General features: G+C 37.6%; 24 protein-coding genes. 15 read left to right on the forward strand and 9 right to left on the reverse strand.

The window, feature by feature from the left end:
* Positions 1–18: 18 nt before the first annotated feature.
* From G7Y57_RS04795 to G7Y57_RS04805, 3 genes are all read right to left on the reverse strand, one after another.
* Positions 19–474 carry a GyrI-like domain-containing protein gene (locus G7Y57_RS04795; RefSeq protein ID WP_165021060.1) on the reverse strand — a complete coding sequence of 152 codons (456 nt, stop codon included), beginning with the start codon at positions 472–474 and terminating at the stop codon, positions 19–21.
* A gap of 72 nt (positions 475–546) precedes the next feature.
* Positions 547–1,644, reverse strand: a complete 1,098-nt coding sequence (locus G7Y57_RS04800; protein WP_165021061.1) for an MBL fold metallo-hydrolase — start codon at positions 1,642–1,644, stop codon at positions 547–549.
* Between the two features lie 241 nt (positions 1,645–1,885).
* A complete protein-coding gene (locus G7Y57_RS04805; protein ID WP_165021062.1) occupies positions 1,886–2,506 on the reverse strand; it encodes a porin family protein in 621 nt (206 codons plus the stop codon).
* Between the two features lie 223 nt (positions 2,507–2,729).
* Between G7Y57_RS04805 and G7Y57_RS04810 the strand changes: the two genes are divergently transcribed.
* Genes G7Y57_RS04810 through G7Y57_RS04820 form a run of 3 tightly spaced genes read left to right on the forward strand, consistent with a single transcriptional unit; the run spans position 2,730 to position 4,338 of the window.
* Positions 2,730–3,560, forward strand: a complete 831-nt coding sequence (locus G7Y57_RS04810) for a class I SAM-dependent methyltransferase (protein WP_165021063.1) — start codon at positions 2,730–2,732, stop codon at positions 3,558–3,560.
* Between the two features lie 10 nt (positions 3,561–3,570).
* Positions 3,571–4,095, forward strand: coding sequence for a GNAT family N-acetyltransferase (locus G7Y57_RS04815; RefSeq protein ID WP_165021064.1), 525 nt, complete (start codon positions 3,571–3,573; stop codon positions 4,093–4,095).
* A 51-nt stretch (positions 4,096–4,146) separates the two neighbouring features.
* Positions 4,147–4,338 carry a hypothetical protein gene (locus tag G7Y57_RS04820; RefSeq protein ID WP_165021065.1) on the forward strand — a complete coding sequence of 64 codons (192 nt, stop codon included), beginning with the start codon at positions 4,147–4,149 and terminating at the stop codon, positions 4,336–4,338.
* Positions 4,339–4,433: 95 nt separating this feature from the next.
* Here the strand turns inward: G7Y57_RS04820 and G7Y57_RS04825 are convergent, their stop codons facing one another.
* The gene (locus G7Y57_RS04825) at positions 4,434–4,979 is read right to left on the reverse strand and encodes a hypothetical protein (protein ID WP_165021066.1); all 546 of its coding nucleotides are present in this window, start codon (positions 4,977–4,979) and stop codon (positions 4,434–4,436) included.
* Between the two features lie 111 nt (positions 4,980–5,090).
* Between G7Y57_RS04825 and pgeF the strand changes: the two genes are divergently transcribed.
* The 7 genes from pgeF (at position 5,091) to G7Y57_RS04860 (ending at position 12,005) form a co-directional block, all read left to right on the forward strand.
* Complete coding sequence (gene pgeF / locus G7Y57_RS04830) at positions 5,091–5,900, forward strand: peptidoglycan editing factor PgeF (protein ID WP_165021067.1); 810 nt, start codon at positions 5,091–5,093, stop codon at positions 5,898–5,900.
* Between the two features lie 63 nt (positions 5,901–5,963).
* Positions 5,964–7,001 carry an agmatine deiminase family protein gene (locus tag G7Y57_RS04835; RefSeq protein WP_165021068.1) on the forward strand — a complete coding sequence of 346 codons (1,038 nt, stop codon included), beginning with the start codon at positions 5,964–5,966 and terminating at the stop codon, positions 6,999–7,001.
* A gap of 19 nt (positions 7,002–7,020) precedes the next feature.
* Positions 7,021–7,896: a carbon-nitrogen hydrolase gene (locus G7Y57_RS04840; RefSeq protein ID WP_165021069.1), complete on the forward strand. Its 876-nt coding sequence runs from the start codon at positions 7,021–7,023 to the stop codon at positions 7,894–7,896.
* 9 nt (positions 7,897–7,905) lie between these two features.
* Entirely contained in the window at positions 7,906–8,349 is a 444-nt protein-coding gene (locus tag G7Y57_RS04845) for a hypothetical protein (RefSeq protein ID WP_165021070.1), read from the forward strand.
* A gap of 20 nt (positions 8,350–8,369) precedes the next feature.
* Positions 8,370–9,578: an MFS transporter gene (locus tag G7Y57_RS04850; protein ID WP_165021071.1), complete on the forward strand. Its 1,209-nt coding sequence runs from the start codon at positions 8,370–8,372 to the stop codon at positions 9,576–9,578.
* A gap of 215 nt (positions 9,579–9,793) precedes the next feature.
* The gene (locus G7Y57_RS04855) at positions 9,794–10,981 is read left to right on the forward strand and encodes a glycoside hydrolase family 76 protein (RefSeq protein WP_165021072.1); all 1,188 of its coding nucleotides are present in this window, start codon (positions 9,794–9,796) and stop codon (positions 10,979–10,981) included.
* A gap of 22 nt (positions 10,982–11,003) precedes the next feature.
* Complete coding sequence (locus G7Y57_RS04860; RefSeq protein WP_165021073.1) at positions 11,004–12,005, forward strand: Gfo/Idh/MocA family protein; 1,002 nt, start codon at positions 11,004–11,006, stop codon at positions 12,003–12,005.
* Positions 12,006–12,198: 193 nt separating this feature from the next.
* On the opposite strand, the gene G7Y57_RS04865 is transcribed toward G7Y57_RS04860, so the two are convergent.
* From G7Y57_RS04865 to G7Y57_RS04885, 5 genes are all read right to left on the reverse strand, one after another.
* Positions 12,199–14,154, reverse strand: a complete 1,956-nt coding sequence (locus G7Y57_RS04865; protein ID WP_165021201.1) for a glycoside hydrolase family 97 protein — start codon at positions 14,152–14,154, stop codon at positions 12,199–12,201.
* Between the two features lie 119 nt (positions 14,155–14,273).
* Complete coding sequence (locus tag G7Y57_RS04870; RefSeq protein WP_165021074.1) at positions 14,274–14,777, reverse strand: DUF1858 domain-containing protein; 504 nt, start codon at positions 14,775–14,777, stop codon at positions 14,274–14,276.
* Positions 14,778–14,780: 3 nt separating this feature from the next.
* Positions 14,781–16,016: a DUF438 domain-containing protein gene (locus tag G7Y57_RS04875; RefSeq protein ID WP_165021075.1), complete on the reverse strand. Its 1,236-nt coding sequence runs from the start codon at positions 16,014–16,016 to the stop codon at positions 14,781–14,783.
* 5 nt (positions 16,017–16,021) lie between these two features.
* A complete protein-coding gene (locus G7Y57_RS04880) occupies positions 16,022–16,348 on the reverse strand; it encodes a cupin domain-containing protein (RefSeq protein ID WP_165021076.1) in 327 nt (108 codons plus the stop codon).
* Positions 16,349–16,512: 164 nt separating this feature from the next.
* Positions 16,513–18,822: a GH92 family glycosyl hydrolase gene (locus G7Y57_RS04885; protein WP_165021077.1), complete on the reverse strand. Its 2,310-nt coding sequence runs from the start codon at positions 18,820–18,822 to the stop codon at positions 16,513–16,515.
* A gap of 142 nt (positions 18,823–18,964) precedes the next feature.
* Here G7Y57_RS04885 and G7Y57_RS04890 point away from each other — a divergent pair, with 142 nt between their 5' ends.
* The 5 genes from G7Y57_RS04890 (at position 18,965) to obgE (ending at position 23,957) form a co-directional block, all read left to right on the forward strand.
* Positions 18,965–19,657, forward strand: coding sequence for an AIM24 family protein (locus tag G7Y57_RS04890; protein ID WP_165021078.1), 693 nt, complete (start codon positions 18,965–18,967; stop codon positions 19,655–19,657).
* Positions 19,658–19,909: 252 nt separating this feature from the next.
* Positions 19,910–21,385 carry a glycoside hydrolase family 125 protein gene (locus tag G7Y57_RS04895; protein ID WP_165021079.1) on the forward strand — a complete coding sequence of 492 codons (1,476 nt, stop codon included), beginning with the start codon at positions 19,910–19,912 and terminating at the stop codon, positions 21,383–21,385.
* Positions 21,386–21,566: 181 nt separating this feature from the next.
* Complete coding sequence (gene hpt, locus G7Y57_RS04900; RefSeq protein ID WP_165021080.1) at positions 21,567–22,103, forward strand: hypoxanthine phosphoribosyltransferase; 537 nt, start codon at positions 21,567–21,569, stop codon at positions 22,101–22,103.
* Between the two features lie 12 nt (positions 22,104–22,115).
* On the forward strand, positions 22,116–22,688 hold the full coding sequence (locus G7Y57_RS04905) for an adenylate kinase (RefSeq protein WP_165021081.1): 573 nt from the start codon (positions 22,116–22,118) through the stop codon (positions 22,686–22,688).
* A 96-nt stretch (positions 22,689–22,784) separates the two neighbouring features.
* Positions 22,785–23,957, forward strand: a complete 1,173-nt coding sequence (obgE, locus tag G7Y57_RS04910; RefSeq protein WP_165021082.1) for a GTPase ObgE — start codon at positions 22,785–22,787, stop codon at positions 23,955–23,957.
* Positions 23,958–24,116 lie beyond the last annotated feature (159 nt).

A 24,116-nucleotide genomic window follows, 5' to 3' on the forward strand; every position in this document is an offset into this window, starting at 1 on the left:
ATGTATTAAAAGATTATATTATTTTACTCCGACAAAAATATCTACTTCTCCATTATTTGGATCTTGACTTTTCTCTCCATAAATTTCAAAATCAGAAAGATAGGTACGATCCAAATCAGAATGCCAAATAGTAAGCCATTCATTAAATACAGCATCCTTAAATATGTTCCCTTTTGCTGTGAATTTTTGATACTGATTTGTTTCGATAGACAATCCAACCATCCCTTCAGGTATATTTTCGAGACTATTAGCTTTACACCCTAGGACTGTTGTGTATGGTTGGGTATAATCCCCCTCGTATTCCGTATAAACACAATAGATTTCACCACTTTCTTTGTGAGGTATTTTAGATGCAATATTTTCCTGCATAAATCTAGACCAAAGCAGAGGAATATCTACCTCAGCTTTTCCTTTTATATTTTGTGTTCTTACTGCAATACCAATAATATAGAATTTCCCGATTGTTGTTTTCATTTTATATATTTCAATTTGTTCGAAACAAAGATATGTCACAAGAGTGACAGCCTTATGTCAGCAGTAAATTATTTATTCAAGACCAACCCACCATTTCGAAAACGTCTGGGCTGTATCACTCAGATTGACAGGTTCACCGATCATCGGCGTAATCATCGATTGTTTAGTAACTTCGTTCAACTCTGTTATTTTCTTCAACGGTTCGTCCCAAGCATGATTTGCCAGAGTGAATTTAGACGAATGCACAGGGAAAAGGCGCTTTCCATTCAGTTCTTTTGCCGCTTGCAACACTTCGTGAGGCATCATATGTATGTTAGCCCATTTCTCATCATACTGCCCATTCTCCAAGATAACCAAATCGAAGCTTCCAAAGGTTTTACCTATTTCGCTAAAATGAGTATCATAGCCACTATCACCTCCAATAAACACCTGCATTGTGGGAGTACGTAACACAAAAGATGTCCAAACCGAAATATTTCGCCTCAATGTTCTTCCCGAAAAATGTCGTTCCGGAGTGAAATGGACAGAAAAACCATCACCAAGAGACGCGCTCTCATTCCAGTCCTTTTCTACTATAATATCTTTATCATAGCCCCAATATTCGAAGTGTTCACCGACACCCAATCCACAAATAACTGTCTTTACTTTCGATTTCAGCTTAACAACTGTTTCGTAATCCAGATGATCCCAATGGTCGTGAGAGATGAAAAGATAATCGATCTCGGGGATATCGTCTGTTGTATAAATATCAGTACCATTGAAAGATTTTACTGCAAAAGATACAGGCGAAGCTGCACCGCTAAAAACAGGATCGACCAATATCCTTTTTCCGTCTATTTGCATGAAATACGAAGAGTGCCCAAACCAAACCAGAACATTTTCATTGATATCGAGATGTAGCAGATCCGTCTTCACAGATGGAATACTATCTACCGGTCTAAGTCTTTCTTTCTTCACAAACAGAAACTCCCATAGAGCTTTTGCATAACTGCCATCCCCTGTTAAAGTGGATGTATAACTTAGGTTTTCAAAAGTACCATCTTTATAATGTGCAGATGCTTTTATTTTTTCTAACCGATCTCCGCTTGGTGCTTTTCCAAATTTAGATTGTTGCATAAAGAAGAATATAGCTACTCCAAGTATAATAATGATCGATAAGAGTATAATCATAATTCGTTTTATTGTATTGCGGGTACGTTTGTTCATATAGTGGATTTACCTTATTTATTATTCAAAGTAAAGAATATTTATTGGAAATGTGAAAAAGATAAACGCACAAAGGAAGTATTACTCGCTCTTACATTCTGAACGAAGAGAAGAATCCCAGCACTTCATTGAGGGATACTTCTCTTCGTTCAGGATAACAGAATCGTACGACAAATTATCCTATATACTCTTTATTCTATATTTTTCAGAAAAAATAGCCTGCAGATAATGTTATATTTCCGGCTTTCATTTTGCTACCTTCCGCTCCGTTAATATCAGCTAATCCAAATTGATTACCTAATGTCAGCACGAATTTATTAATCTCCAAACCAACTCCCACTCCTACACCATAATCCCAACGCTTCATGTCTGAACCTTTAGAGAATAATTCTACACTTTCGGTTTTTCCATCAATTTTACCTCTGGCCCTTCCATATATGTTATAACTTACATAGGGTCCTCCATAAGCAAAAACACGATTTTCGCCAAGTTTGAATGAAGCTTTCAGATTGACAGGCAACTGTATGCTGTTTAGTGTAATATGTCCGTCGGTCATGCCAAACGAGTTTGTTTTCTTCAGGTTTGCACCGTGATTTATATATGTTAGTTCGGGTTGGATTGCCAGCATATCGGTGAATGAATATTCGGCCAAACCTCCAAAGTGATAACTAAATCTGCCCTTGTATTGGTCAGCATTAATACCTTTGTTATCACCACTTGTATATAAATTAGAGAAGTTACCTCCGGCTTTCACTCCAAAACGGATTTGGGCACTTAAAGTTGCTACAAGATAAAGGGCGACTGTGATTGCAATTAGCTTTTTCATAATGATTGTTTTTTATGTTTAAATTATTTTTTGATTTATTTATAATGCAAAGATATGGCGCTCTGCGATGCTCTATTAATCAAATAGACAGACCATCGTTGTTTGTATACTAAATAGAATATTCGGTATACGAAGCATATAAAGCATAATCAGAAATATCAAAATATAATTACCTTTACTTTCTATATTTATGAATAACAGGTCTTAATTGAATAACGCAACAATGAAAAAATACCTAAATAATGATTTTGACCAAAATAAATTGATAGATGTATTTGATGAATTACCTCTATGGTCGGCTCCTTTTGGATTAAAACTACTTGATCACATTAATTACAAGTCTAATATTTCGGCATTAGACATAGGATTCGGAGCAGGGTTTCCTCTAACGGAGATAGCCATGAGGCTGGGCAATAACTCTACTGTATATGGAATAGACCCATGGAAAGAAGCGATTGAACGAACCCATAAGAAGCTGGACTATTATGGTATAACCAATGTGAAGATTATTGAAGGAGTTGCGGAGAACATTCCTTTAGATAGCAATTCTATTGACTTAATTACCAGCAATAACGGTATCAATAATGTTGAAGATATTGAACAGGTAATAGCAGAATGTTCGAGAATAATGAAACGAGGAGGACAGTTTATTCAAACTATGAATTTGGATAAAAGTATGTTTGAATTCTATACAGAACTAGAAAAAATCTTTTCCGAACTAGGTATGAACGACGAAATAAATCGACTGCATAAACACATAGCTCTCAAGCGTCCACCAATTGACAAATTTTTGAAAATACTTTCTAAAAACGGTTTTATTGTCAAAGATTTGGAGCATGATCAGTTCAACTATCAATTTACTGATGGTACAGCTATGTTGAATCATTATTTCATTCGTTTAGCATTTATTGATTCATGGATTAAACTTATACCAACAGATAGAGTGGAACTGGTTTTCGATATGATTGAATCGCGATTGAATGAGCAAGCTAAAATATTAGGAGGAATAAAGCTTAGTATTCCTTATGTAATGATAAACGCTATAAAACAATAAATACAATCAAGTGGAGAAAGGAACAATCTATGATCTGGATGAACTGGAAAATCTCTATAATGATCTGAATGATCATTTAGAAACGAACATAAACTATCCCGGCTGGATTAAAGGTGTTTATCCAACTAGAGAAACAGCCCTAAAAGGGATAGAGGAAAGTAATTTATTTGTTTTCAGAATAGATAATACAATAGCCGGAAGTATTATTCTGAACCATCATCCCGAGGAAGCATACAAGCAGGTTGAATGGGGAGTGGACGCAAAAGCCGAGAACATCATCGTTATACATACACTTGTTGTTCATCCTTCATTTATGAACAAAGGTATAGCTACAAAGCTGATCAATTTTGCAACAAAATATAGCAAAGAGCAAAAAATGAAAGCAATACGTTTAGATGTCTCGGTCAATAATATGGCAGCCATAAAATTGTACGAGAAGTTAGGATATAAATATATAGGGACTGTAGATTTAGGATTACCCTACGCTCACCTGAAATGGTTTAAGCTATACGAGATGATCTTGAATAATGATTAATCGTTATTCTTTTTTCAGATAAAAATTAATTTCAAATAAAAAACAAAGATAATGAGCCGAAAAAATTTAGATATAATCAACAATGACAGGAAAATAATAGAATTGAGGATGGAGTCGGAAGATTTGATCAATAGACGGGATTCACTCAATCAAGGCATTTTCGAAAAAGAAGCTGTTAGGATAAAATCCGAAATAGATAATCGTATTTCGGAATTGTACAGGGATATGGAGAAACAGCCCTGAGAGACTAAAACATCATAAGTATAAGAGTAATAGTATATTTTATAAAAAAGGCTTGGCATAAGTTCCAAGCCTTTTTTATCTATGAATTATGATTATTATCTCAGAAGTTCAGTATTTCTGACAGCACTCTTTTGATCCTTCAACTTTTGTTTTTCGGCTTTATAAGCAGCTTTTAAGTTGTTCTTCCTCGCTTTTCGCTCTTCTTTACTGAGAGATTTATTATTTTCTATAGCATCCTCGTCAGCCTTATATTTTCTCTCCAAGGCATCCAACTTAGCATCGATATTGTCAGTCATACTATCTTTAATACCTTGCCCATTGTGCATTTTGCCATACTTACTTTCCCATACAGCAATCTGGTTTTCCGTCAAGATCTTTTGAATTTCGGCCTTGTGCTGCAAAGATAACGCCCTTTTCTTCTGACCTTTTTCGTAACCCGAAAGCGATCTGTCTTTCCCTATTTCTGCGAATTTAGGACCAACCTCACGATTAAGCTTTTTGATTTTAGCTACCTGATCGGCCGACAAGTTTAGATCTTTTTTAGATTCAATACCATTGTAATAGTTTGTTTTGTCAGCAGATTGAGCATATACCGATAAAGTAAATACGGTAATAACTAGTAATAGTAAAGTCTTTTTCATAAATTTATGTGTTGAATTTTTGATTATGTGTATCGTTAAGACAAAGATACACCCTAAAAGTTTAGCCATTTAAATAATTTTAGCAATATTTTGCTTTTTTAATACGCCATAATGGAACAAATAAACAAAAACGGTATTGAGTTACTTCAATTCGGTTCTTTTCCCTCCGAAAATATCTGTCATTTCTCAACAACCATACATGGAGGGATAAGCAAGGATGCTTATTCAACTCTTAACCTCAGTCTTTATTCGGGAGACAATTGTGAAGATGTATATGAAAACAGAAGACGACTAGCCAAGGTTCTCAATGTTTTGCCAGAAAATGTGTTCATTCCTTATCAAACACATGGTGATAAAATACTGGATATAAATCAGAGCTTTCTCGATTTGTCCGATGAAGAAAAGCAACAAAAGCTCAATGGTGTTGACGCAATTATCACCAATAAGAAGCATATCGGTATCGGAATAACAACTGCAGACTGTGTTCCTCTTTTGATATTCGACCCCGATAAGGAAATCCTTGCAACTATTCATGCCGGATGGAAAGGAACTGTTGCGCGTATTGCTGCTAAAACCGGAGAAAAGATGATAGCAGACTATGGCTGTAGTCCGTGCGAACTGTTAGTTGGCATTGCTCCTTCTATTTCTCCCGATTGCTTCGAGGTGGGCGATGAAGTAGGAGAAGCGTTTATTCTAGGAGGCTTCAATCTGTCTGCAATATCGTACCGCAATGCGGAAACAAATAAATTGCACATCAATTTGTGGGAAGCCAACAAAATTCAATTGTTAGAAATAGGTATTCTTTCTCAAAATATAGAGGTCGCAGAATTATGTACACTCTCTAATCCGAATATGTTTTTCTCGGCTCGCCGTCAAACTATTAATTCAGGAAGAATGTTAACTGGTGGAGTAATAAAGTAATTAATTGTACCTTTGTTCTAGAAAAAAATAACAACCGGGTCTATGACCTTAATTCAGTAATATATGGCTCATTCTATACTTTTCCCTGCCGAATGGTATCCTCAGAGTGCTATTCAACTTACATGGCCTCATGGCAATACCGATTGGAGTTACATGATAGAAGAAGTAACTGCCTGCTATGTAAATATTGCATCCGAAATATTAAAAAGACAAAAGCTGATTGTTGTTTGCCACAATGCGGAGTTGGTGAAATTTGAGCTGCAAGGGGTAAAGGAACATTTCAACAATCTTATATTAGCTCAACTTGATACAAATGATACCTGGGCACGCGATCATGGCGGTATCTCTGTTATTAAGGACGGAGATAACAGTATATATGATTTTACATTTAACGGTTGGGGAATGAAATTTATCGCCAACTACGACAATCAGATCAATAGAGGTCTTTCTGCTCATAATATATTCAATCCTGAGGTTAAATTCATAAACAGGAAAGACTTTGTATTAGAAGGAGGAGCAATAGAATCGGATGGCGAGGGCACTTTGCTCACTACATCAGAATGTCTATTATCGCCAAACAGAAATGCTTATCTATCCAAAGACGAGGTAGAAAAATCTTTGAAAAAGTCTTTTGGACTCGATCGGGTTTTGTGGCTCGATCATGGCTTTTTAGAAGGTGATGATACGGATAGCCATATAGATACATTGGCTCGGTTTTGCGATGCGCATACTATCGCCTATGTAAAATGTGAAGATAAAGAAGATGTGCATTATGATGCTCTATCCAAAATGGAGAAACAAATAAAAACGTTTGTCGATTATAAAGGCAAACCGTATAAATTGATTCCTCTACCAATGGCCAAACCCGTATATGATGAGGATAGACAGCGGCTACCGGCAACTTATGCCAATTTCCTTATAATGAACGAAGTTATTCTTCTCCCCTTCTATAATAATAAAGAGAAAGACGAAGAAGCTCGTAAGCAATTGCAGCAGGCATTTCCGACAAGAGAGGTCGTAGGCATAGAGTGCACTTCATTAATACGCCAACACGGATCGTTACATTGCATAACAATGCAGTATCCGGAAGGTTTTATCTAATAAACAAAAGATTATCTCCATGAAAATAGGATTAGTACAACAGATCAATACATCTGATATAGAATTAAATAAGAAGAATCTAAAAGATAAGATACAACAAGCAGCTAAGCAAGGTGCTCAATTGATTGTCTTACAGGAATTACATAACTCTCTTTACTTCTGCCAGATAGAAGACCCTGATATATTCGATTTAGCAGAGACAATTCCCGGTCCTTCGACTGATGAATTTGGATTACTGGCTAAAGAATTAGGCGTTGTGATTGTTCTTTCTCTATTTGAACGACGTGCTCCGGGTTTATACCACAATACGGCAGTTGTAATAGAAAAAGATGGCTCAATTGCAGGGAAATATCGCAAAATGCATATTCCAGACGATCCTGCATACTATGAGAAATTTTATTTCACTCCCGGTGATATCGGATTTAAGCCTATCGAAACGTCTGTTGGCAAATTAGGCGTATTGGTATGTTGGGATCAATGGTATCCCGAAGCTGCCCGCCTCATGGCTATGGCCGGCGCCGATTTATTAATCTATCCGACTGCTATCGGTTGGGAATCGACAGACACAGAAGACGAAAAGAATCGTCAATTGGGGGCTTGGGTAATTTCACAACGTGGACATGCTGTTGCCAATGGCCTACACGTCGTATCGGTGAACCGCACAGGATATGAGCCTGATCCTTCGGGTCAAACAAATGGTATTACCTTTTGGGGCAATAGTTTCGTTGCAGGACCTCAGGGCGAAATCCTGTGGAATGGCTCTAATGATAAAGAAGAAGTACAGATTGTAGATATAGACATTAAGCGTTCCGAAGCTGTCCGTCGTATGTGGCCATTCTTTCGTGATAGACGGATAGATGCTTTTGGAGATATTACCAAACGATTCATTGACTAAAAAACATAAATGAGGTATTCTATTCCTTTATTATTCCTATTGTTGATTTTATCCTGCTCTTCCAAAATTCAAAAAGAGGAAGTTGAAGTTAAACCGAACTCTCTCCAAGAAGAGATAATTGAAGATGAAGTTTTAGTTTCGTATGACGATCTCAAAGCAGATTCCTCAAATAAACGGAATGATTTCCGAAAACTCTATAATAGTTGTAATGGGAATAAAGTCAACCAAGATAGTATCATTATAGATGCACAAGAATATTTGCTTAATATCTCCGATCAATATTTCAAAGCATGGTATGGTACTCCATGGGCTTTTCACGGTCACAGTAAGGTTCCGTCTGAACCCCTGATTGGCAGGAATCCATTAAATGACTCTAAGTACAGAGTTATTGGTAAGATAATGGATAAAGAAATGGTAAGGAATTGGATATTAAATACTCCTTATTCAGAATAAAACGAACTGATTATATTTATATGAATTCTCTATACGAATCTGGTAATCAACAACATTTATCGAGAACAACCCTCTGGCTGATGACAATCGGAGCAGGTCTGGTTGTAGCCAATAATTATTACAATCAGCCACTGTTGGGTATGATTGCAAAAGAACTTGGTGAATCGGAGGCTGCTACAAGTAGAGTTGCTATGTTTACACAGATTGGTTATGCTGCTGGTTTATTGCTTATCATACCACTAGGAGATATGTTTAAGCGCAAAAAGATTATTCTGATTGATTTTGTGTTCATCTTATTATCATTGATTGTATTTGCTTTCAGTCCGACTTTAAAAGTGATGCTGGTAGCCAGTTTTTTCATTGGCTTGACTTCCGTCGTACCTCAAATATTTGTCCCTATCGCAGCACAGTTATCCGCACCGAAAGACAGGGATAAGAATGTAGCTCAGGTTATGAGTGGTTTATTGATCGGTATCTTAGCTTCCCGTGTATTTAGCGGTGTACTTGGTGAATATCTTGGCTGGCGAGAGGTATTTCTTATTGCCGCAGGACTAACTGTTGTGCTAGGTGTACTTATCGCCATATTATTACCTAATATGCAATCAACATTCAGGGGTACATATAGCCAGCTAATGAGTTCTATTCTTTATTATGCAAAAACAATACCCAGCCTTCGTCTGGCTTCATTACGCGGAGCATTAGGCTTCGGCTCATTCTCTATCTTCTGGACTACGCTGACTTTCCACTTAGAACAAGAACCTTTTCATGTGGGGAGCGATGTTGCAGGACTTTTGGGTCTTGTTGGCATTGCAGGAGCATTAGCTGCTTCGCTGGTCGGATATTTCTCCGGTAAGATTAAGAAAAATTATCTGGTAGCCATCGGTTGCTCTCTTATGATTCTTTCGTGGTTGGTATTCGGTATTTTCGGAATGACATACACGGGACTAATACTTGGTATCGTCTTCCTCGACATGGGATTACAAGGAATGCATGTAACCAATCAGACAATCGTATTTTCGACTCATCCCGAAGCTACAAATCGGTTGAACACGGTCTACATGGTTTCTTATTTTGTCGGCGGTGCCTTCGGTACTTTTGTCGGCGGCAAGGCTTGGGAGTCTTACGGATGGAATGGAGTGGTGGTGGTTGGTTCGATATTTGTTACATTATGCTTATTAGTACATTTGTTGTTAGCTAACAAGGCAAAGTATAGGCCAAAAGAAAATTGAATAACGCACCTAAATGGAAGTTATTAGAAAAAATCATCAAATAATAGCCCATCTCTCTGCTTATTAGAGAGGTAAGATAGAAAAAGAAGCTCTCGCAATAAAGCTATTTTTTTTATTTTTTAAGGATTTAGTATCATTTATCTAACCCAATATCTTTATTAAATAGGTAAATTTGCATGTAATACCTTATTAATTCTAATAAATATAAAATCTAAATGAAACACGTTCCTATCTATGTATCATTAGCATGTCTAATTTTATTCTCTAGTTTTGAACTAAAAAAAGAAAAAACAAGCGCGAACATTAATCACGAAAGAGCACAAGTTGCGTTAGAATCCCTCTACGCTAAATATGCTGTTCAAGGTACAAATCTATTACGGGAAAATTACCCTTTTGATGATAAATATACGGCTACTTATCTCGCATCTGACGACCAAGCCGTTCCAAATCAATATTCTTATCTATGGCCCTATTCGGGAACATTCTCGGCAGTTAATGCAATATTGGAAGCTACTGATAATAATAAATATAAAGAAATACTGGATACTAAGGTATTGCCCGGATTGGAAGAATACTTTGACCAAAAAAGAGATCCTTCCGGATATGCTTCGTATATCAATTCTGCGCCTGAATCAGACCGCTTCTATGATGACAATGTTTGGCTGGGAATCGACTTCACAGATACATACATGATGAAAGGAGAGGAAAAATATCTGGATAAAGCCAAGCTTATCTGGGATTTTGTAGCAAGTGGCATGGACGACAAATTGGGCGGTGGCATTTACTGGTGCGAGCAAAAGAGAGAATCCAAAAATACTTGCTCTAATGCTCCGGGAGCTGTTTTTGCCCTTAAGTTATTTGCAGCGACTAAAGACCGTGCTTATTTATATTCGGGAAAAGATCTGTACGAATGGACGCAGAAAAATCTGCAAGATCCAACTGATAATTTATATTTTGACAACATCAGATTAGATGGAAAAATAGGCAAAGCGAAATTTGCATATAACAGTGGCCAAATGATGCAAGCAGCTGTACTACTATACAAAGCTACAGGCGAGGATAAGTATCTGACAGATGCCCAAAATCTGGCAACAGCATGTTATAATTACTTCTTTCATGACTTTAAAGGGGCTAAAGGTGAACAATTCTGTTTATTGAATAAAGGAAATATCTGGTTCACCGCAGTTATGCTTCGCGGCTTCATAGAGCTTTATAATGTAGATCACAATCCGATATATATAAACGCCTTCAAAAAAAATATGGATTATGCCTGGGAACATTCCCGTGACGAAAACGGTTTATTTAGTACCGACTGGAGCGGACAACAAAAAGATGCTTCAATATGGCTCTTGACTCAGGCAGCGATGGTAGAAATGTATGGCAGGCTTGCTACTGTGAAATGATATTAATTATATAATTACGACTATGTCTAAATCTTTTAAATTACGTTTTGGAATTGTTGGCTCTAACTACATTGTTGATAAAGTGTTGGCCGGAGCATGTCTCGATCCCCGTTTCGATCTTGTAGCTATCTATTCCCGTACACAGGAACGGGCAGATGAGTTTGCGGCAAAGCATAATGTGCCGCATACATTCACTTCGTTGGAAGAAATGGCAGCCAGTCCGTTGATCGATGCCGTATATATAGCTTCGCCGAATTCTCTTCACGCACCGCAAAGCATTATTTTTATGCAACACGGTAAACATGTGTTATGTGAGAAACCTTTTGCATCGAATGTGCGGGAAGTAAAAGCCATGATCGAAGCATCGGAGAAATATAACGTTACACTAATGGAAGCTATGAAGCCGACACTGACACCTAACTTCCTTTCTGTAAGGAAGCATGTAAAAGATGTAGGAGTTCTTCGTCGCTATTTTTCGTGCTATTGCCAGTATTCGACCCGGTACGACAGCCTAAAAGAAGGCGTGCTTATGAATGCTTTCGATCCTGCTTTATCGAATGGTGCAGTGATGGATTTAGGTGTATATACAATCTATCCGATGGTAGTCTTGTTTGGCCAACCAAGTAAAATAAGTGCCACAGGTCTTATGTTATCTACAGGTGCAGACGGACAAGGTGCAATAAATTTCGAATACGAAGGAATGAATGCAACCGTACTGTATTCAAAAATAGCAGACTCTGCTTTACCAACGGAAATACAAGGTGAGGATGGCACTATTATGCTAGATAGGGTAAATATTATCAGCCATGTTACTTTAAAGAGTCGAGACGGTAAAGAAGATGTTATCAGTCGTCCGATCGAAAAAAATGAATTCTATTATGAAATATCCGAATTCATAAATCTGGTGGAATCCGGTAAACGGGAATCAGAAATCAACAGCCACGAAAACTCCCTCATCACAATGGAGATAATAGACGAGATAAGAAAACAAATCGGGGTTGTATATCCTGCCGATAAGTCTTGAATACATCTCTATATAGAAAAAATGAAGAGAGTATATCATAAGTAAAAATACACTGTAAAAGTGTTACACTCTTTTGTCATTCTGAACGGAGAGAAGAATCCCAGCTTTCCATAAGAGATACTTCTCTCCGTTCAGGATGACAGAATCATACGAAAGATTACTTGTGACACACCCTCTTCAGTTTTGATTAAAATTATTCTATTACAGCAGCAAATCCGCCGTTACGCACCATCTTTATTTGTATTTTATCGCCATTACGCACCTGCGATTCTTTTCTCCTATAATCCATTGCCTGACGTCCGGCATTGATACCATCTTCGAAAGAAGTCATTTCGTAGGATTTTCCCTGATTCAGAAAGTCAAGGCTGATTTCTATATTTCTTTCTTTTTCCTTATTATTAGTCATACCGCCAATAAACCATTTATCGCCTTTACGTTTAGCCACGATTGCAATCTCCCCTGCTTCGGCAACTAAAGCCTTTGTTTCATCCCATGTGGTAGGCACTTGGGTGATAAATTTAGTACAATCTTCATTTCTGTAATAAAGAGTTGGGTTATCTGCCAGCATTTGCAATCCGCTTTCCAGAATCACAAATAAAGACAGCTGGTATGCGCGTGTACCTATACTTGCCGAGTTCGGTCTGTTACCACAATATACTTCGGGCTGCATGCTGATCATTGCTCCCGGAGTATAGTCTGCCGGACCAACAGCATTCCGCATGAATGGAAAATAAATACTATTATCAGGAGTAGCCCCACCCATTTGTTCCATGCCCCGTATGCCTTCATACGATAATATATTCGGATATTTATATTCCAATCCTGCCGGCTTGAATGACCCGTGGAAATCGACAAACAGTTCATATTTGGCTGCTTCTTTTGCGACACGTTCGTAGTAATTTACCATCCACTGATCGCTACGATCCATAAAATCGATTTTCAGTCCTTTGACTCCCCATTCCTGAAATGTCTTGAATAGTTCGAAATTATTTTCTACACATAGCCATGTCAGCCAAAGAACGATACCTACATTCTTTTCTTTTCCGTAACGGATAAGTTCATGTACATCCACTTTCGGATTCGGTGTATATGGATCGAATACCGTTTTTGCCCAACCTTCATCCATAATGATATAAGGGATACCAAATTTTGAAGCAAAATCGATATAATATTTATAGGTATCTAAGTTGTAACCGGAAACAAAATTTACATCCGGCCCATAAGGCGACGCATCGTTCCACCATTCCCAACTTACTTGTCCGGGTTTTATCCAAGCTGTATTCTGCAACACACTTTTACTTGCCAGTTTGTATGTCATAGTGTTTTCGATAATCTGTCTATCGTCTTTTGTGATAACAAAATACCTCCAAGGGTAGTTCCTAGCACCACTTGTTTTAGCGATATAGTCGGCCTCTTTCAATATCTTTAGGCTTCGGTCTCCGTCTTCTCCAAATTCGAGGGGAGTCTTGGGGAAAGTAGAATGCATACCATTCGAGCCTGTGCCCTTAAGGAACATACACGGATAATCGGATAGATCAGATTCTGAGATCAGTATTTTATATTGTTTCTTTGTATCAATTAGTATCGGTAGGGTAGACATTTTATCTGCCGGTTTCCATTCGGATGTCTGAACATGCGTATATGGCTCTTCATAAGCTGTTTTGAATCCTCCGGGTTGTTGTACATGTGCAAGGTAGTTACCGGGAAAATTGATTGCAAAATCTTCATTCAGCACTTCAACTTCCATTTTCTTATTCGTGATAAAACGATAGGCTATACCATCGTCGAAAGCTCGGAACTCTACCGAGTAGTTTCCTTTAAAATTAAGTAAGAGAGAATGATACTGATTTTTTACTGTAGAATACTTTAGCGGAACAATAGGCTTTAAATTTTCATTTACGCTACTGCGCTTTTGATTTGCCAACTTAGGATTGGCACCTAACGATTCCCCTTTCAGGTCGAGTTTCAGATAATTGTCATTAAGTAATTCTTCATTTTCATAAGAAATAGAATAGTAGATTTTGTCACTCAGTTTAACTGCTACTTTTATTTCTCCATTCGGAGATTTCAATTCATAGTTCTGAGCATTTATACTTGCTATCCCTGCCGAAAAACAGATGGCAAAGACGAGCAGAATACTTTTCCTCAAAGTAATTAAATGTTTCATGGTTTAGTATTTAGATTTAACATGTAGACAAACAAAGTTAAAAATAAAACGTTTAATATATTACATATTGAACGTTACTTTTACTGGCCACTTATTTTTTCTTAATTTGTTTTTTTGAAAAAATTATCATTCTGATAACACCACACTTCATAACCCTGCGACTTGAGAATATCTATTATAGGAATAGGCCTGAATGGTGCTTTAATTTGTAATATCTCCTCTCCGTTTAGTTCTGATGCTAATTTCAATATCGTCTGCATTGGACTTTTCCCTGCATCGATAATAGGACAGGCATCAAAGAATATTTTAATATTCTCTTTATTGAACCACAATGGAGGATTTGTCGAATATTCATTATTGTTATCCTCTAGCTCATCATATTCTTCCAGTAAGCCGGCAGCTTCTCTCAGGCTTTGTATCATAAGACCCGGAGAGATCTCCGCAATCTTGGCCGCTTGCTGCAACGAAGTCATTTTAGCAACAGTACGACGTAGAATCGGATTCTGAAGCTTGGCAAATCTCGGAGATAACTCCAGAAGTTTTCCTTCCAATTGAGGATATGCAAATAACAAATCTGCAACTTTTGTATGCAAGTTTATATCCATCTTTCAATTTTTTGCATAGGATAGTAATCGTTGGTCTCCCTCCAATTGCCTCAACTCAGTAATATCCTGAGTTACCTCAATTACTCCTAAATATTCGTCATCACGCCCTCTTAGGGCTGTGTATTCAATATATACAAAACGTCCTTTGAATGAGGATATCCAGAAAGCCGCCTTGTTTTCTTTTCCTTCTTTAAAGTCATTGATGATTTGCTCTACTATATGAACACTACCCGGAGGGTGGCACAAACGAACATCACGCCCTATGATAGACCGGTTACGATCGAATACGCGCTTGGGACTATGCGAAAAGAATTTCACTTTATCATCCTTATCCACAAATGTAATATCGATAGGCAAGGTGATGAACAATGCTTCGAGTTCTTTCATCGCAAAGCTTCCCGAAGATAAACGGATAGCATCTCCTTGCAAATATGTAGGTGAATCGTTCTCCACATTTTCGGGTTTCCATTCTGTTTGAGGATCATACAAACAAAATCCAAACTCGAGGGTCTCTTTATAAATTTGATACCAATCTTCATCCTGCAATGTATCCAAGCTCATAGGAAGGAGAATTTCCTCTTCCTTCATTATCATACCCTCAATAGCTTCGATGGCAGGTAACAGGATAAGCATTATTAAAGTCGGTATTTCATCAACAGAGGTATTCCCTTCGGCAGATAATACTTCGTGTGCAGATTTTAATAACTCTCGGGTTTGATCGTGTTTCCCCCACATCACTTTGGGAGGTCCTGTTATTCCTGCTTTTTCCAGAAATGGAAATAATAGGTACTCCTTACGCTTGTAATGCTTGTCTACATCCGATAGACTATTGAAGATACCCTTAAGCTGAAGAAGGTATTCTTTTACTTCATCTTCTTTTAGTTTATTCCCTTTATCAAATAGTATTTTAGCCTTGGCAATACACTCTTCCAACGCACGGTTTTCTTGTTTGAAGGTATCTACGGGGTGGCCTGCCGGCACACTTTTCGCTGCAGACACATCTATGCTGCCATCTAGTACAGCAGTATGTATATCGCAAAGACGCAGTATTTCTTCTTCGGGCAATCCCTCTGCTATCAATTCCTGTTCTACCTCTACCACTTCGTTATAAGGTATAGAGTGTAGTATTTCGATCAGACGTTTTTTTACAACCTCCGGAGCTTCATTATTATGCAGTTGAAGTATCAAGTGCTTAAGAAGCTCTTTTCTTTTTTGCGAATTGTTTATTATTTCACTCATGACAATTACCCTCTTATCATTGTTAATAGCATCTTAAACCTTTCTGTTGCAAACAGTGCATGTGAGATATTCGCCGGCATAATAATAGTTTCTCCCTTTTTCAGAACAAAAGGAGACCCTCCTATCTTTATTTCCACTTCACCATCCAGTACCTGTACCATTGCATCGAACGGGGCAGTATGTTCGCTCAATCCCTGTCCTTTATCAAAAGAAAACAGAGTGATGTTTCCCGCATTACTTTTCAATACTTGCTTGCTTATTATGCCACCTTCCGAATAGTCAACTAATTGAGCCATATCAAGAATAGCTCCTTTTTTAAATATATCGTTCATATCATTAATATTTTGAAATTAAAAAAGTAAGGTTAAGAGGTTGATAGCTAGATATTCGTAACCAATGTTACACTATAGAGTTAATTATCATAAATAAGCAGCGCAGCAATAAAAAAGGCTCAACACAAATGTGTTGAGCCTTTCCTTATATTAATTTGATCTTCTTACTTCTTTTTCAATTCATTTGTGAATGAATAAGGAGCATCGGCTTTACTTGTTCCTCTATTTTTGTTAGGAGTATCACTCATATTAAAATAGATATCCATTCCTTTTTTCATATCTGCTATTACAAAATAATTCTTAGAATATGGCTGTCCATTGACGTTGATCGCTTCTATGTAGAAATTCTTAGGACTGTTATTCGGAGCTTCTATATTTACTGTATTACCATTATCAAGGTGTAAAACCGTTTTCTTAAATAACGGAGTACCGATAATATATTCGCCACTACCCGGACAAACAGGGTAAAAACCTAAAGCAGAGAACACATACCAAGCCGAAGTCTGACCATTATCCTCATCGCCACAATAACCATCGGCTGTCGGCGAATAGAGTTTGTCCATTACCTTACGCACCCAATGTTGCGACTTCCACGGCTCACCTGCATAGTTGTACAAATAAGTCATGTGTTGTATCGGCTGGTTTCCGTGTGCATATTGCCCCATACCCATTATTTGCATTTCACGCATTTCATGAATCATTCGCTTATTGTTCTCACCAAAAGTAGGCGACATTTTGAAAATAGAATCCAGCATATTTACATATACCTTTTCTCCGCCCATCAGGTCTATATTTCCTTGAGGATCATGCAATGCAGCCCACGAGTAATGCCAGCTATTTCCTTCGGTAAACGAACGTCCCCATACCTTCGGATCAAAATCTTGATTGAATGTTCCATCTAATAATTTAGGGCGCATTAATTTAGTTTCGGCATCATATAGATTTCTATAATTCAGTGCTCTTTTCGCATAAATTTCAATCTCTTTTTTAGGACGACCTAGAGCCTCTCCTAATTTATAGATAGTCCAGTCATTGTATGCATATTCCAACGTACGCGAAGCATCTTGTCTGATATTTGTATCACAAGGTATATAACCTAGCTTATTGTAGAATTCATGTCCCAATCTGCCTGTCGATGATACCTTCGGATGAACATTATTAGTTCCGTGTACAATTCCTTCCCACAATGCTTTTGTATCTTTCACCTTTACACCTTGCAGATAAGCATCAGCTAATACCGAAGCCGAATTGTTTCCAATCATACAGCCACGATGTCCCGGACTAGCCCATTCGGGGTAGAAACCACTTTCTTTATATGTATTAACCAACCCCTCTTGTATCTCTGCATTCACAGTCGGATACATCAGGTTAAGGAACGGGAATAAGCAACGGAACGTATCCCAGAATCCTGTATCGGTATACATAAATCCGGGTAAAACTTGTCCGTTGTATGGACTATAATGAACAGTATTTCCCTTGGCGTCTATTTCATGAAACTTACGTGGGAACAACAGAGAACGGTATAGGCATGTATAGAAAGTACGATATTGATCGATACTTCCGCCCGAAACTTCTATTTTACCTAATTCTTTATTCCAAACCTCTTTGCCTTCCTGAGCAACTTGGTCTAATGATTTAGAGCCTAATTCTTTCAGGTTTAATTCGGCTTGTTCGGCACTGATAAATGAAGACGAAACGCGTGCATTGATCTGCTCACCGCCTTTTGTCTTAAAGCCTATGATTGCACCTACATGATTGCCTTGTTGTTCTGAAACCTTATCTAAAATATTTCCTTCGGAAACAATATCCGCTGATGTAAATTCTTTATCGAACTGAATTACAAAATAGTTTTTGAAATTATCGGGTACACCTCCCGAATTTTTAGTAGAATAACCTACTATCATTCTTTTTTCGGGTACAATCTTCACATAAGACCCCTTGTCGAAAGCATCTATTATAACATAAGAATTATCATTTTCGGGATAAGTAAATCTGAAAATACACGATCTGTCTGTTGGCGAAAACTCAGTATGCACATCATGATCGGCAAGATAAACACTATAATAATATGGTTTGGCTTCTTCTGTTTTGTGAGAGAACCAACTGGCACGCTCATTTTGATCAAAAACCTTTTTCCCTGTTATAGGCATAATCGAAAACTGACCATAGTCGTTTATCCACGGACTAGGCTGATGAGTTTGTTTAAAACCCCTTATCTTTTGTTCAAACTTGCCATCGGGATACACACCTCCATAAGTATATGTCCATCCATTACCCATTTGTCCCATTTGGGGAGTCCACGAGTTCATACCCCACGGTCTCGAAATGTAAGGATACAAATTACCGGTAGATAAGGCAAAATTAGATTGTGTCCCCATTCTGGGCAACACATATTCTACCGGGTCGTCTATTGACGCATATAAAGATGAAGCACTCAGCAGGAGTGTGGAAACGAAAAGTAATATTTTTCTCATTATTCGTTATATTAGATTTAAAGTAATATATAGATTGTAAAAATATGAAATCCGTAGTAAATACGAACGCTTTTGGGGATTATTAACTATATTTGCATTTATCAATTACACACTTTTGATAATTAAAACTAAACACAAATTTATGAACAAGTATTCTATTAAAGCATTCATCGAAGAAACTGCACAAGATGAATCCAAAAACGATTTTTTCCAATTAGAAAAAGCATACCTGCTGGAACTTAATTTAAATAATCAAACTGTTATGTTGAAAAAAGGAGCTATGGTAGCTTACGACGGTAACGTTAAGTTTGAACGGGAGGGTATGTTAAGCAAAGGTATTGGAAACCTTTTGAAGAAAGCAGTATCCGGTGAAGGTACATCTATGATGAAAACGGCAGGTACCGGACGCGTATATGTGGCAGACCTTGCCAAAAAGATAAGAATTCTGTATCTCGAAAATGAGGCAATCAATGTTAACGGAAACGATATATTAGCACACGAAGCTGCTATTCAATCGGATGTTAAGATGATGAAGAGTGTAGCAAGCATTATGGGTGGCGGTCTTTTTCAGGTACGCCTTAACGGAACAGGACATGTTGCCATCACTACACATGGCGACCCTTTAACTTTGTTGGTTAAACCCGGTAAGCCTGTGTTTACCGATCCTAATGCAACAGTAGCCTGGTCTGGCAATCTGACTCCAAAAATGAAAACAGATGTGTCTTTCAAAACATTTATTGGAAGAGGTAGCGGCGAAAGTTTCCAAATGCAATTCGAAGGCGATGGTTGGGTGATTGTACAGCCTTACGAAGAAACGTATCTGACCGAAAAATAATCAACGATTAACATCTTATAAAGAGGGTGTGTCATAAGTAATCTTTTCGTATGATTCTGTCATCCTGAACTAAGAGAAGGATCTATTATGGAATATCGGGATTCTTCACTTCGTTCAGAATGGCAAAAGAGTGTAACACTTTTACAGTGTATTTTTACTTATGACACGCCCTCCTTTTTTTGTAATTCACGATAATGTTGTATATTTAGCTCAATTTTAAATTTAACATCTAAAATCAACATTAATTAATCTATGAAATCTAAAAAAAATCGTGCCACAAAACACATCGGTTTGTGTGCTATGGCTGTGGCACTATTAGCAGGAGGAAATATACAAGCTTCTGACTACGTAATGGCAAAAGATAACACTACAGTATCTACCACATCAGCTTATACAACCAATCGTCCTGATTTATCGAAAAGATTATTCGAGTCGAAAGCGGTAGAAAGTGAAATAGTTCGTGTTAAGAAACTATTGACTAATCCTAAACTGGCTTGGATGTTTGAAAACTGTTTTCCGAATACATTAGACACTACGGTTCATTACCGTGTATTGGACGGTAAAGACGATACATTCGTTTATACAGGAGATATACATGCTATGTGGCTACGTGACTCGGGTGCCCAGGTATGGCCTTATGTTCAGCTTGCCAACAAAGACGAAAAATTGAAAAAAATGCTTGCCGGCGTTATCAACCGCCAGTTCAAGTGTATCAATATAGACTCGTATGCCAATGCATTCAATGATGGCCCTGTAGGTGGCGAATGGATGTCTGATATGACAGATATGATTCCTGAGCTTCACGAGCGTAAATGGGAAATCGATTCTTTGTGCTATCCTATCCGCCTTGCTTACCACTATTGGAAAACAACAGGCGATTCGAGCGTATTCGGTGAAGAGTGGATACAAGCAATCACTAAAGTATTGGAAACATTCAAAACTCAACAACGTAAAGATGGTGTAGGACCATATTCGTTTATGCGTGTGACATCCAGTGCATACGACACTCTTCCGAATAAAGGACTGGGAACACCTGTTAAACCTGTTGGATTGATCGTTTCGGCTTTCCGTCCTTCGGATGATGCTACTACGTTTCAATTCCTTGTACCTTCCAACTTTTTTGCTGTAACATCGTTACGCAAAGCTGCTGAAATATTGACAGAAGTTAATAAAAATACAGTTCTTGCTAAAGAATGTACCGATCTAGCTGCTGAGGTAGAAACTGCATTGAAAACTTATGCAGTGCACAATCACCCTAAATTTGGTAAAATCTATGCTTTCGAAGTAGATGGTTTTGGTAACCAATTATTGATGGATGACGCAAATGTACCTAGTTTATTAGCTCTTGCTTATTTGGGTGATGTAGATGTAAATGATCCTATCTATCAAAATACCCGTAATTTTGTTTGGAGTGACAGCAACCCTTATTTCTTTAAAGGAACAGCGGGCGAAGGTATCGGCGGACCACATATCGGTTATGATATGATCTGGCCAATGAGTATTATGATGAAAGCATTCACGAGCCAAGATGATAAAGAAATACAAAATTGTGTGAAGATGATATTGGCAACAGACAATAACACCGGATTCATTCATGAATCTTTCCACAAAAATGATCCTGCTAAATTTACACGCGAATGGTTCGCTTGGCAAAATACATTATTCGGAGAACTAATTTTAAAATTGGTTGACGAAGGAAAAGTAGATATGCTGAACGAGATCAAATAACAAGCATTTCGTATAATTATATAAAAAATAGCATCGGGATTTCCGATGCTATTTTTTTATATCGTGTCGCAGCATTTCTAATATGGCTATATCCATTCATTAAAAAATGATTTTGTAGCCGACAATTGAGTGATTTATACTACTTTTGCAGTTTGGAAATCTAAATTAAGATAACTCGCTCATGAAAAGTGTCAAGATTAAGGATAAAGAATTCGAACTATTCTTAACGCAGGAAACAATAGAAACAGCAATCGATAACATTGCGCAGAAGATTAGTGACGATCTGAAGGATAAAAATCCTTTATTTATATGTGTGCTCAATGGTTCTTTCATGTTTGCTTCGGAGCTTATGAAGCGAGTATCTATTCCATTGGAAGTATCGTTCGTGAAAATGTCTTCGTACGACGGAACTGAATCTACCGGAAAAATAAAGGAAATATGTGGTCTTGAGGAAGACATAACAGGTCGCACTGTGGTCATTGTGGAAGATATTGTAGACACCGGATATACAATGTCGCGTATGCTTGAGCAATTAACCGCTCAAAAGCCTGCTGAAATAAAAGTAGTGACTTTACTTCTTAAGCCAGATGCCTTGAAAACTAAGGTACAGCTCGACTATGTGGCATTAGAGATACCGAGTGATTTCATAGTAGGATATGGATTGGATTGCGATGGATATGGACGGAACTATCCCAATATTTATAAAATTAAAAGCTAAAATAAATATATCATGTTGAATATTATAATTTTTGGAGCTCCGGGTTCAGGAAAAGGAACTCAAAGCGAAAATCTGATTAAAAAGTACAATTTGGCACATATCTCTACGGGAGACGTTTTACGTGCAGAGATGAAGAACGGAACAGAACTAGGTAAATTAGCTGAAGGATATATTTCAAAAGGACAATTGGTTCCTGACGAAGTTGTTATCGGTATGCTAGCGAATGTTTTGGACAGCAAAAAAGATGCAGCAGGAGTTATTTTCGATGGCTTTCCTCGTACTTTACCTCAAGGAGAGGCATTAGAGCAAATGCTTAAAGACAGAGGACAAGAGATATCTGTAGTGGTTAGCTTAGAAGTTGAAGAACCCGAATTGATCGATCGTTTAATCAAACGCGGACAATTATCAGGACGTTCTGATGATAACTTAGAGACTATCAAGTCTCGTCTGGATGTTTACAAAAATCAAACATCTCCACTGAAAGATCATTATACAAAAACAGGTAAATTGGCTTCAATTAAAGGTATGGGAACTGTCGAAGAGATTTTCGCCCGTATTTCAGAAGCTGTAGACAAAGTAAAATAATACGAAATACGTATAGAACAGAGGAGGCTATAAGGAATATTTCTCTTATAACTTCCTTTTTTCGGCATAAGAATTTCATAAATAATTAGCTTCAAAATGGGAGAATCAAATTTTATTGATTACGTCAAAATATACTGTCGTTCGGGAAAAGGAGGTAGAGGTTCTACTCATTTCCGCCGCGAAAAATATATTCCAAAAGGAGGTCCCGATGGAGGTGACGGAGGTGATGGAGGTGATATAATCCTTCGAGGCAATCGTAATTTCTGGACATTATTACACCTTAAATATCAGCGTCATATCTTAGCAGGTCATGGCGAAAGTGGTAGCCGCCGAACAAGTTCGGGAAAAAGTGGCGACTCTAAAGTGATCGAAGTACCATGTGGTACAGTTGCTTATGATGCCGAAACCGGTGAGTACCTTTGTGATGTAACCGAAGATGGACAAGAAGTAATCTTGTTGAAAGGTGGCCGTGGAGGTCTTGGAAACAACCACTTCAAAACTCCTACAAATCAAGCACCTCGTTATGCACAACCGGGTGAGCCATTTCAGGAACGAAGAGTAATTTTCGAACTCAAAGTATTAGCCGACGTAGGTTTGGTTGGTTTCCCTAATGCCGGTAAATCGACACTACTGTCTGTTGTAACTTCAGCAAAACCTAAAATTGCAAATTATCCGTTTACTACACTCGTGCCTAATATCGGGATTGTAAGCTATCGTGATTACAAGTCTTTTGTAATGGCTGATATACCGGGTATTATAGAAGGTGCAAGTGAAGGAAAAGGACTTGGTCTACGCTTTTTACGTCATATCGAACGTAATTCATTGTTGTTATTTTTAGTTCCGGCTGATGCTGATGACATCCACAAGGAATACCGTATATTGCTAAATGAATTAGCACAGTTTAATCCTGAATTGTTGGATAAACGTCGAATATTAGCAATATCGAAATCGGATATGCTCGACGAAGAGTTGATGGAAGCAATGGCTCAGGATTTACCCGAGATTCCACACATTTTCATCTCTTCTATTATCGGTCAAGGACTTACAGAACTTAAAGATATGCTGTGGAATGCGCTTAATGCAGATGGCGAATACCGTAAGGACTTCAGCATAACACATCGTAACTTAGATATTAAAGCTGTCGAGTTTGAAGATGATGATGAGGGACTTCCTTTAGATGATTCTGATGACGATTGGGAGGATGACGAAGATGAGGATTTTGATCCTGACTTCTATTATGGAGAAGGATTGGAAGATATAAAAGAGTAAATAAAGAATACTTTATAATTTATATAAAAGGAAATTGCAGAATACGTATTCTGCAATTTCCTTTTTTTCGTTTAATAGTACACTATGTTTAGTTGAAAGAGAGACTACAATTCTCAACAATTAGTTATGGCGATGCAAATTATAGAGGAAAAACAATGA

The sequence above is a fragment of the Dysgonomonas sp. ZJ279 genome (genome assembly GCF_011039205.1).
GTDB lineage: Bacteria > Bacteroidota > Bacteroidia > Bacteroidales > Dysgonomonadaceae > Dysgonomonas.

Coding starts and splice junctions, on each gene's coding strand:
- G7Y57_RS04795 (WP_165021060.1), bottom strand. CDS start 474: ATGAAAACAACAATCGGGAAATTCTATATTATTGGTATTGCAGTAAGA.
- G7Y57_RS04800 (WP_165021061.1), bottom strand. CDS start 1,644: ATGATTATACTCTTATCGATCATTATTATACTTGGAGTAGCTATATTC.
- G7Y57_RS04805 (WP_165021062.1), bottom strand. CDS start 2,506: ATGAAAAAGCTAATTGCAATCACAGTCGCCCTTTATCTTGTAGCAACT.
- G7Y57_RS04810 (WP_165021063.1), top strand. CDS start 2,730: ATGAAAAAATACCTAAATAATGATTTTGACCAAAATAAATTGATAGAT.
- G7Y57_RS04820 (WP_165021065.1), top strand. CDS start 4,147: ATGAGCCGAAAAAATTTAGATATAATCAACAATGACAGGAAAATAATA.
- G7Y57_RS04825 (WP_165021066.1), bottom strand. CDS start 4,979: ATGAAAAAGACTTTACTATTACTAGTTATTACCGTATTTACTTTATCG.
- pgeF (WP_165021067.1), top strand. CDS start 5,091: ATGGAACAAATAAACAAAAACGGTATTGAGTTACTTCAATTCGGTTCT.
- G7Y57_RS04835 (WP_165021068.1), top strand. CDS start 5,964: ATGGCTCATTCTATACTTTTCCCTGCCGAATGGTATCCTCAGAGTGCT.
- G7Y57_RS04840 (WP_165021069.1), top strand. CDS start 7,021: ATGAAAATAGGATTAGTACAACAGATCAATACATCTGATATAGAATTA.
- G7Y57_RS04845 (WP_165021070.1), top strand. CDS start 7,906: ATGAGGTATTCTATTCCTTTATTATTCCTATTGTTGATTTTATCCTGC.
- G7Y57_RS04850 (WP_165021071.1), top strand. CDS start 8,370: ATGAATTCTCTATACGAATCTGGTAATCAACAACATTTATCGAGAACA.
- G7Y57_RS04855 (WP_165021072.1), top strand. CDS start 9,794: ATGAAACACGTTCCTATCTATGTATCATTAGCATGTCTAATTTTATTC.
- G7Y57_RS04860 (WP_165021073.1), top strand. CDS start 11,004: ATGTCTAAATCTTTTAAATTACGTTTTGGAATTGTTGGCTCTAACTAC.
- G7Y57_RS04870 (WP_165021074.1), bottom strand. CDS start 14,777: ATGGATATAAACTTGCATACAAAAGTTGCAGATTTGTTATTTGCATAT.
- G7Y57_RS04875 (WP_165021075.1), bottom strand. CDS start 16,016: ATGAGTGAAATAATAAACAATTCGCAAAAAAGAAAAGAGCTTCTTAAG.
- G7Y57_RS04880 (WP_165021076.1), bottom strand. CDS start 16,348: ATGAACGATATATTTAAAAAAGGAGCTATTCTTGATATGGCTCAATTA.
- G7Y57_RS04885 (WP_165021077.1), bottom strand. CDS start 18,822: ATGAGAAAAATATTACTTTTCGTTTCCACACTCCTGCTGAGTGCTTCA.
- G7Y57_RS04890 (WP_165021078.1), top strand. CDS start 18,965: ATGAACAAGTATTCTATTAAAGCATTCATCGAAGAAACTGCACAAGAT.
- G7Y57_RS04895 (WP_165021079.1), top strand. CDS start 19,910: ATGAAATCTAAAAAAAATCGTGCCACAAAACACATCGGTTTGTGTGCT.
- hpt (WP_165021080.1), top strand. CDS start 21,567: ATGAAAAGTGTCAAGATTAAGGATAAAGAATTCGAACTATTCTTAACG.
- G7Y57_RS04905 (WP_165021081.1), top strand. CDS start 22,116: ATGTTGAATATTATAATTTTTGGAGCTCCGGGTTCAGGAAAAGGAACT.
- obgE (WP_165021082.1), top strand. CDS start 22,785: ATGGGAGAATCAAATTTTATTGATTACGTCAAAATATACTGTCGTTCG.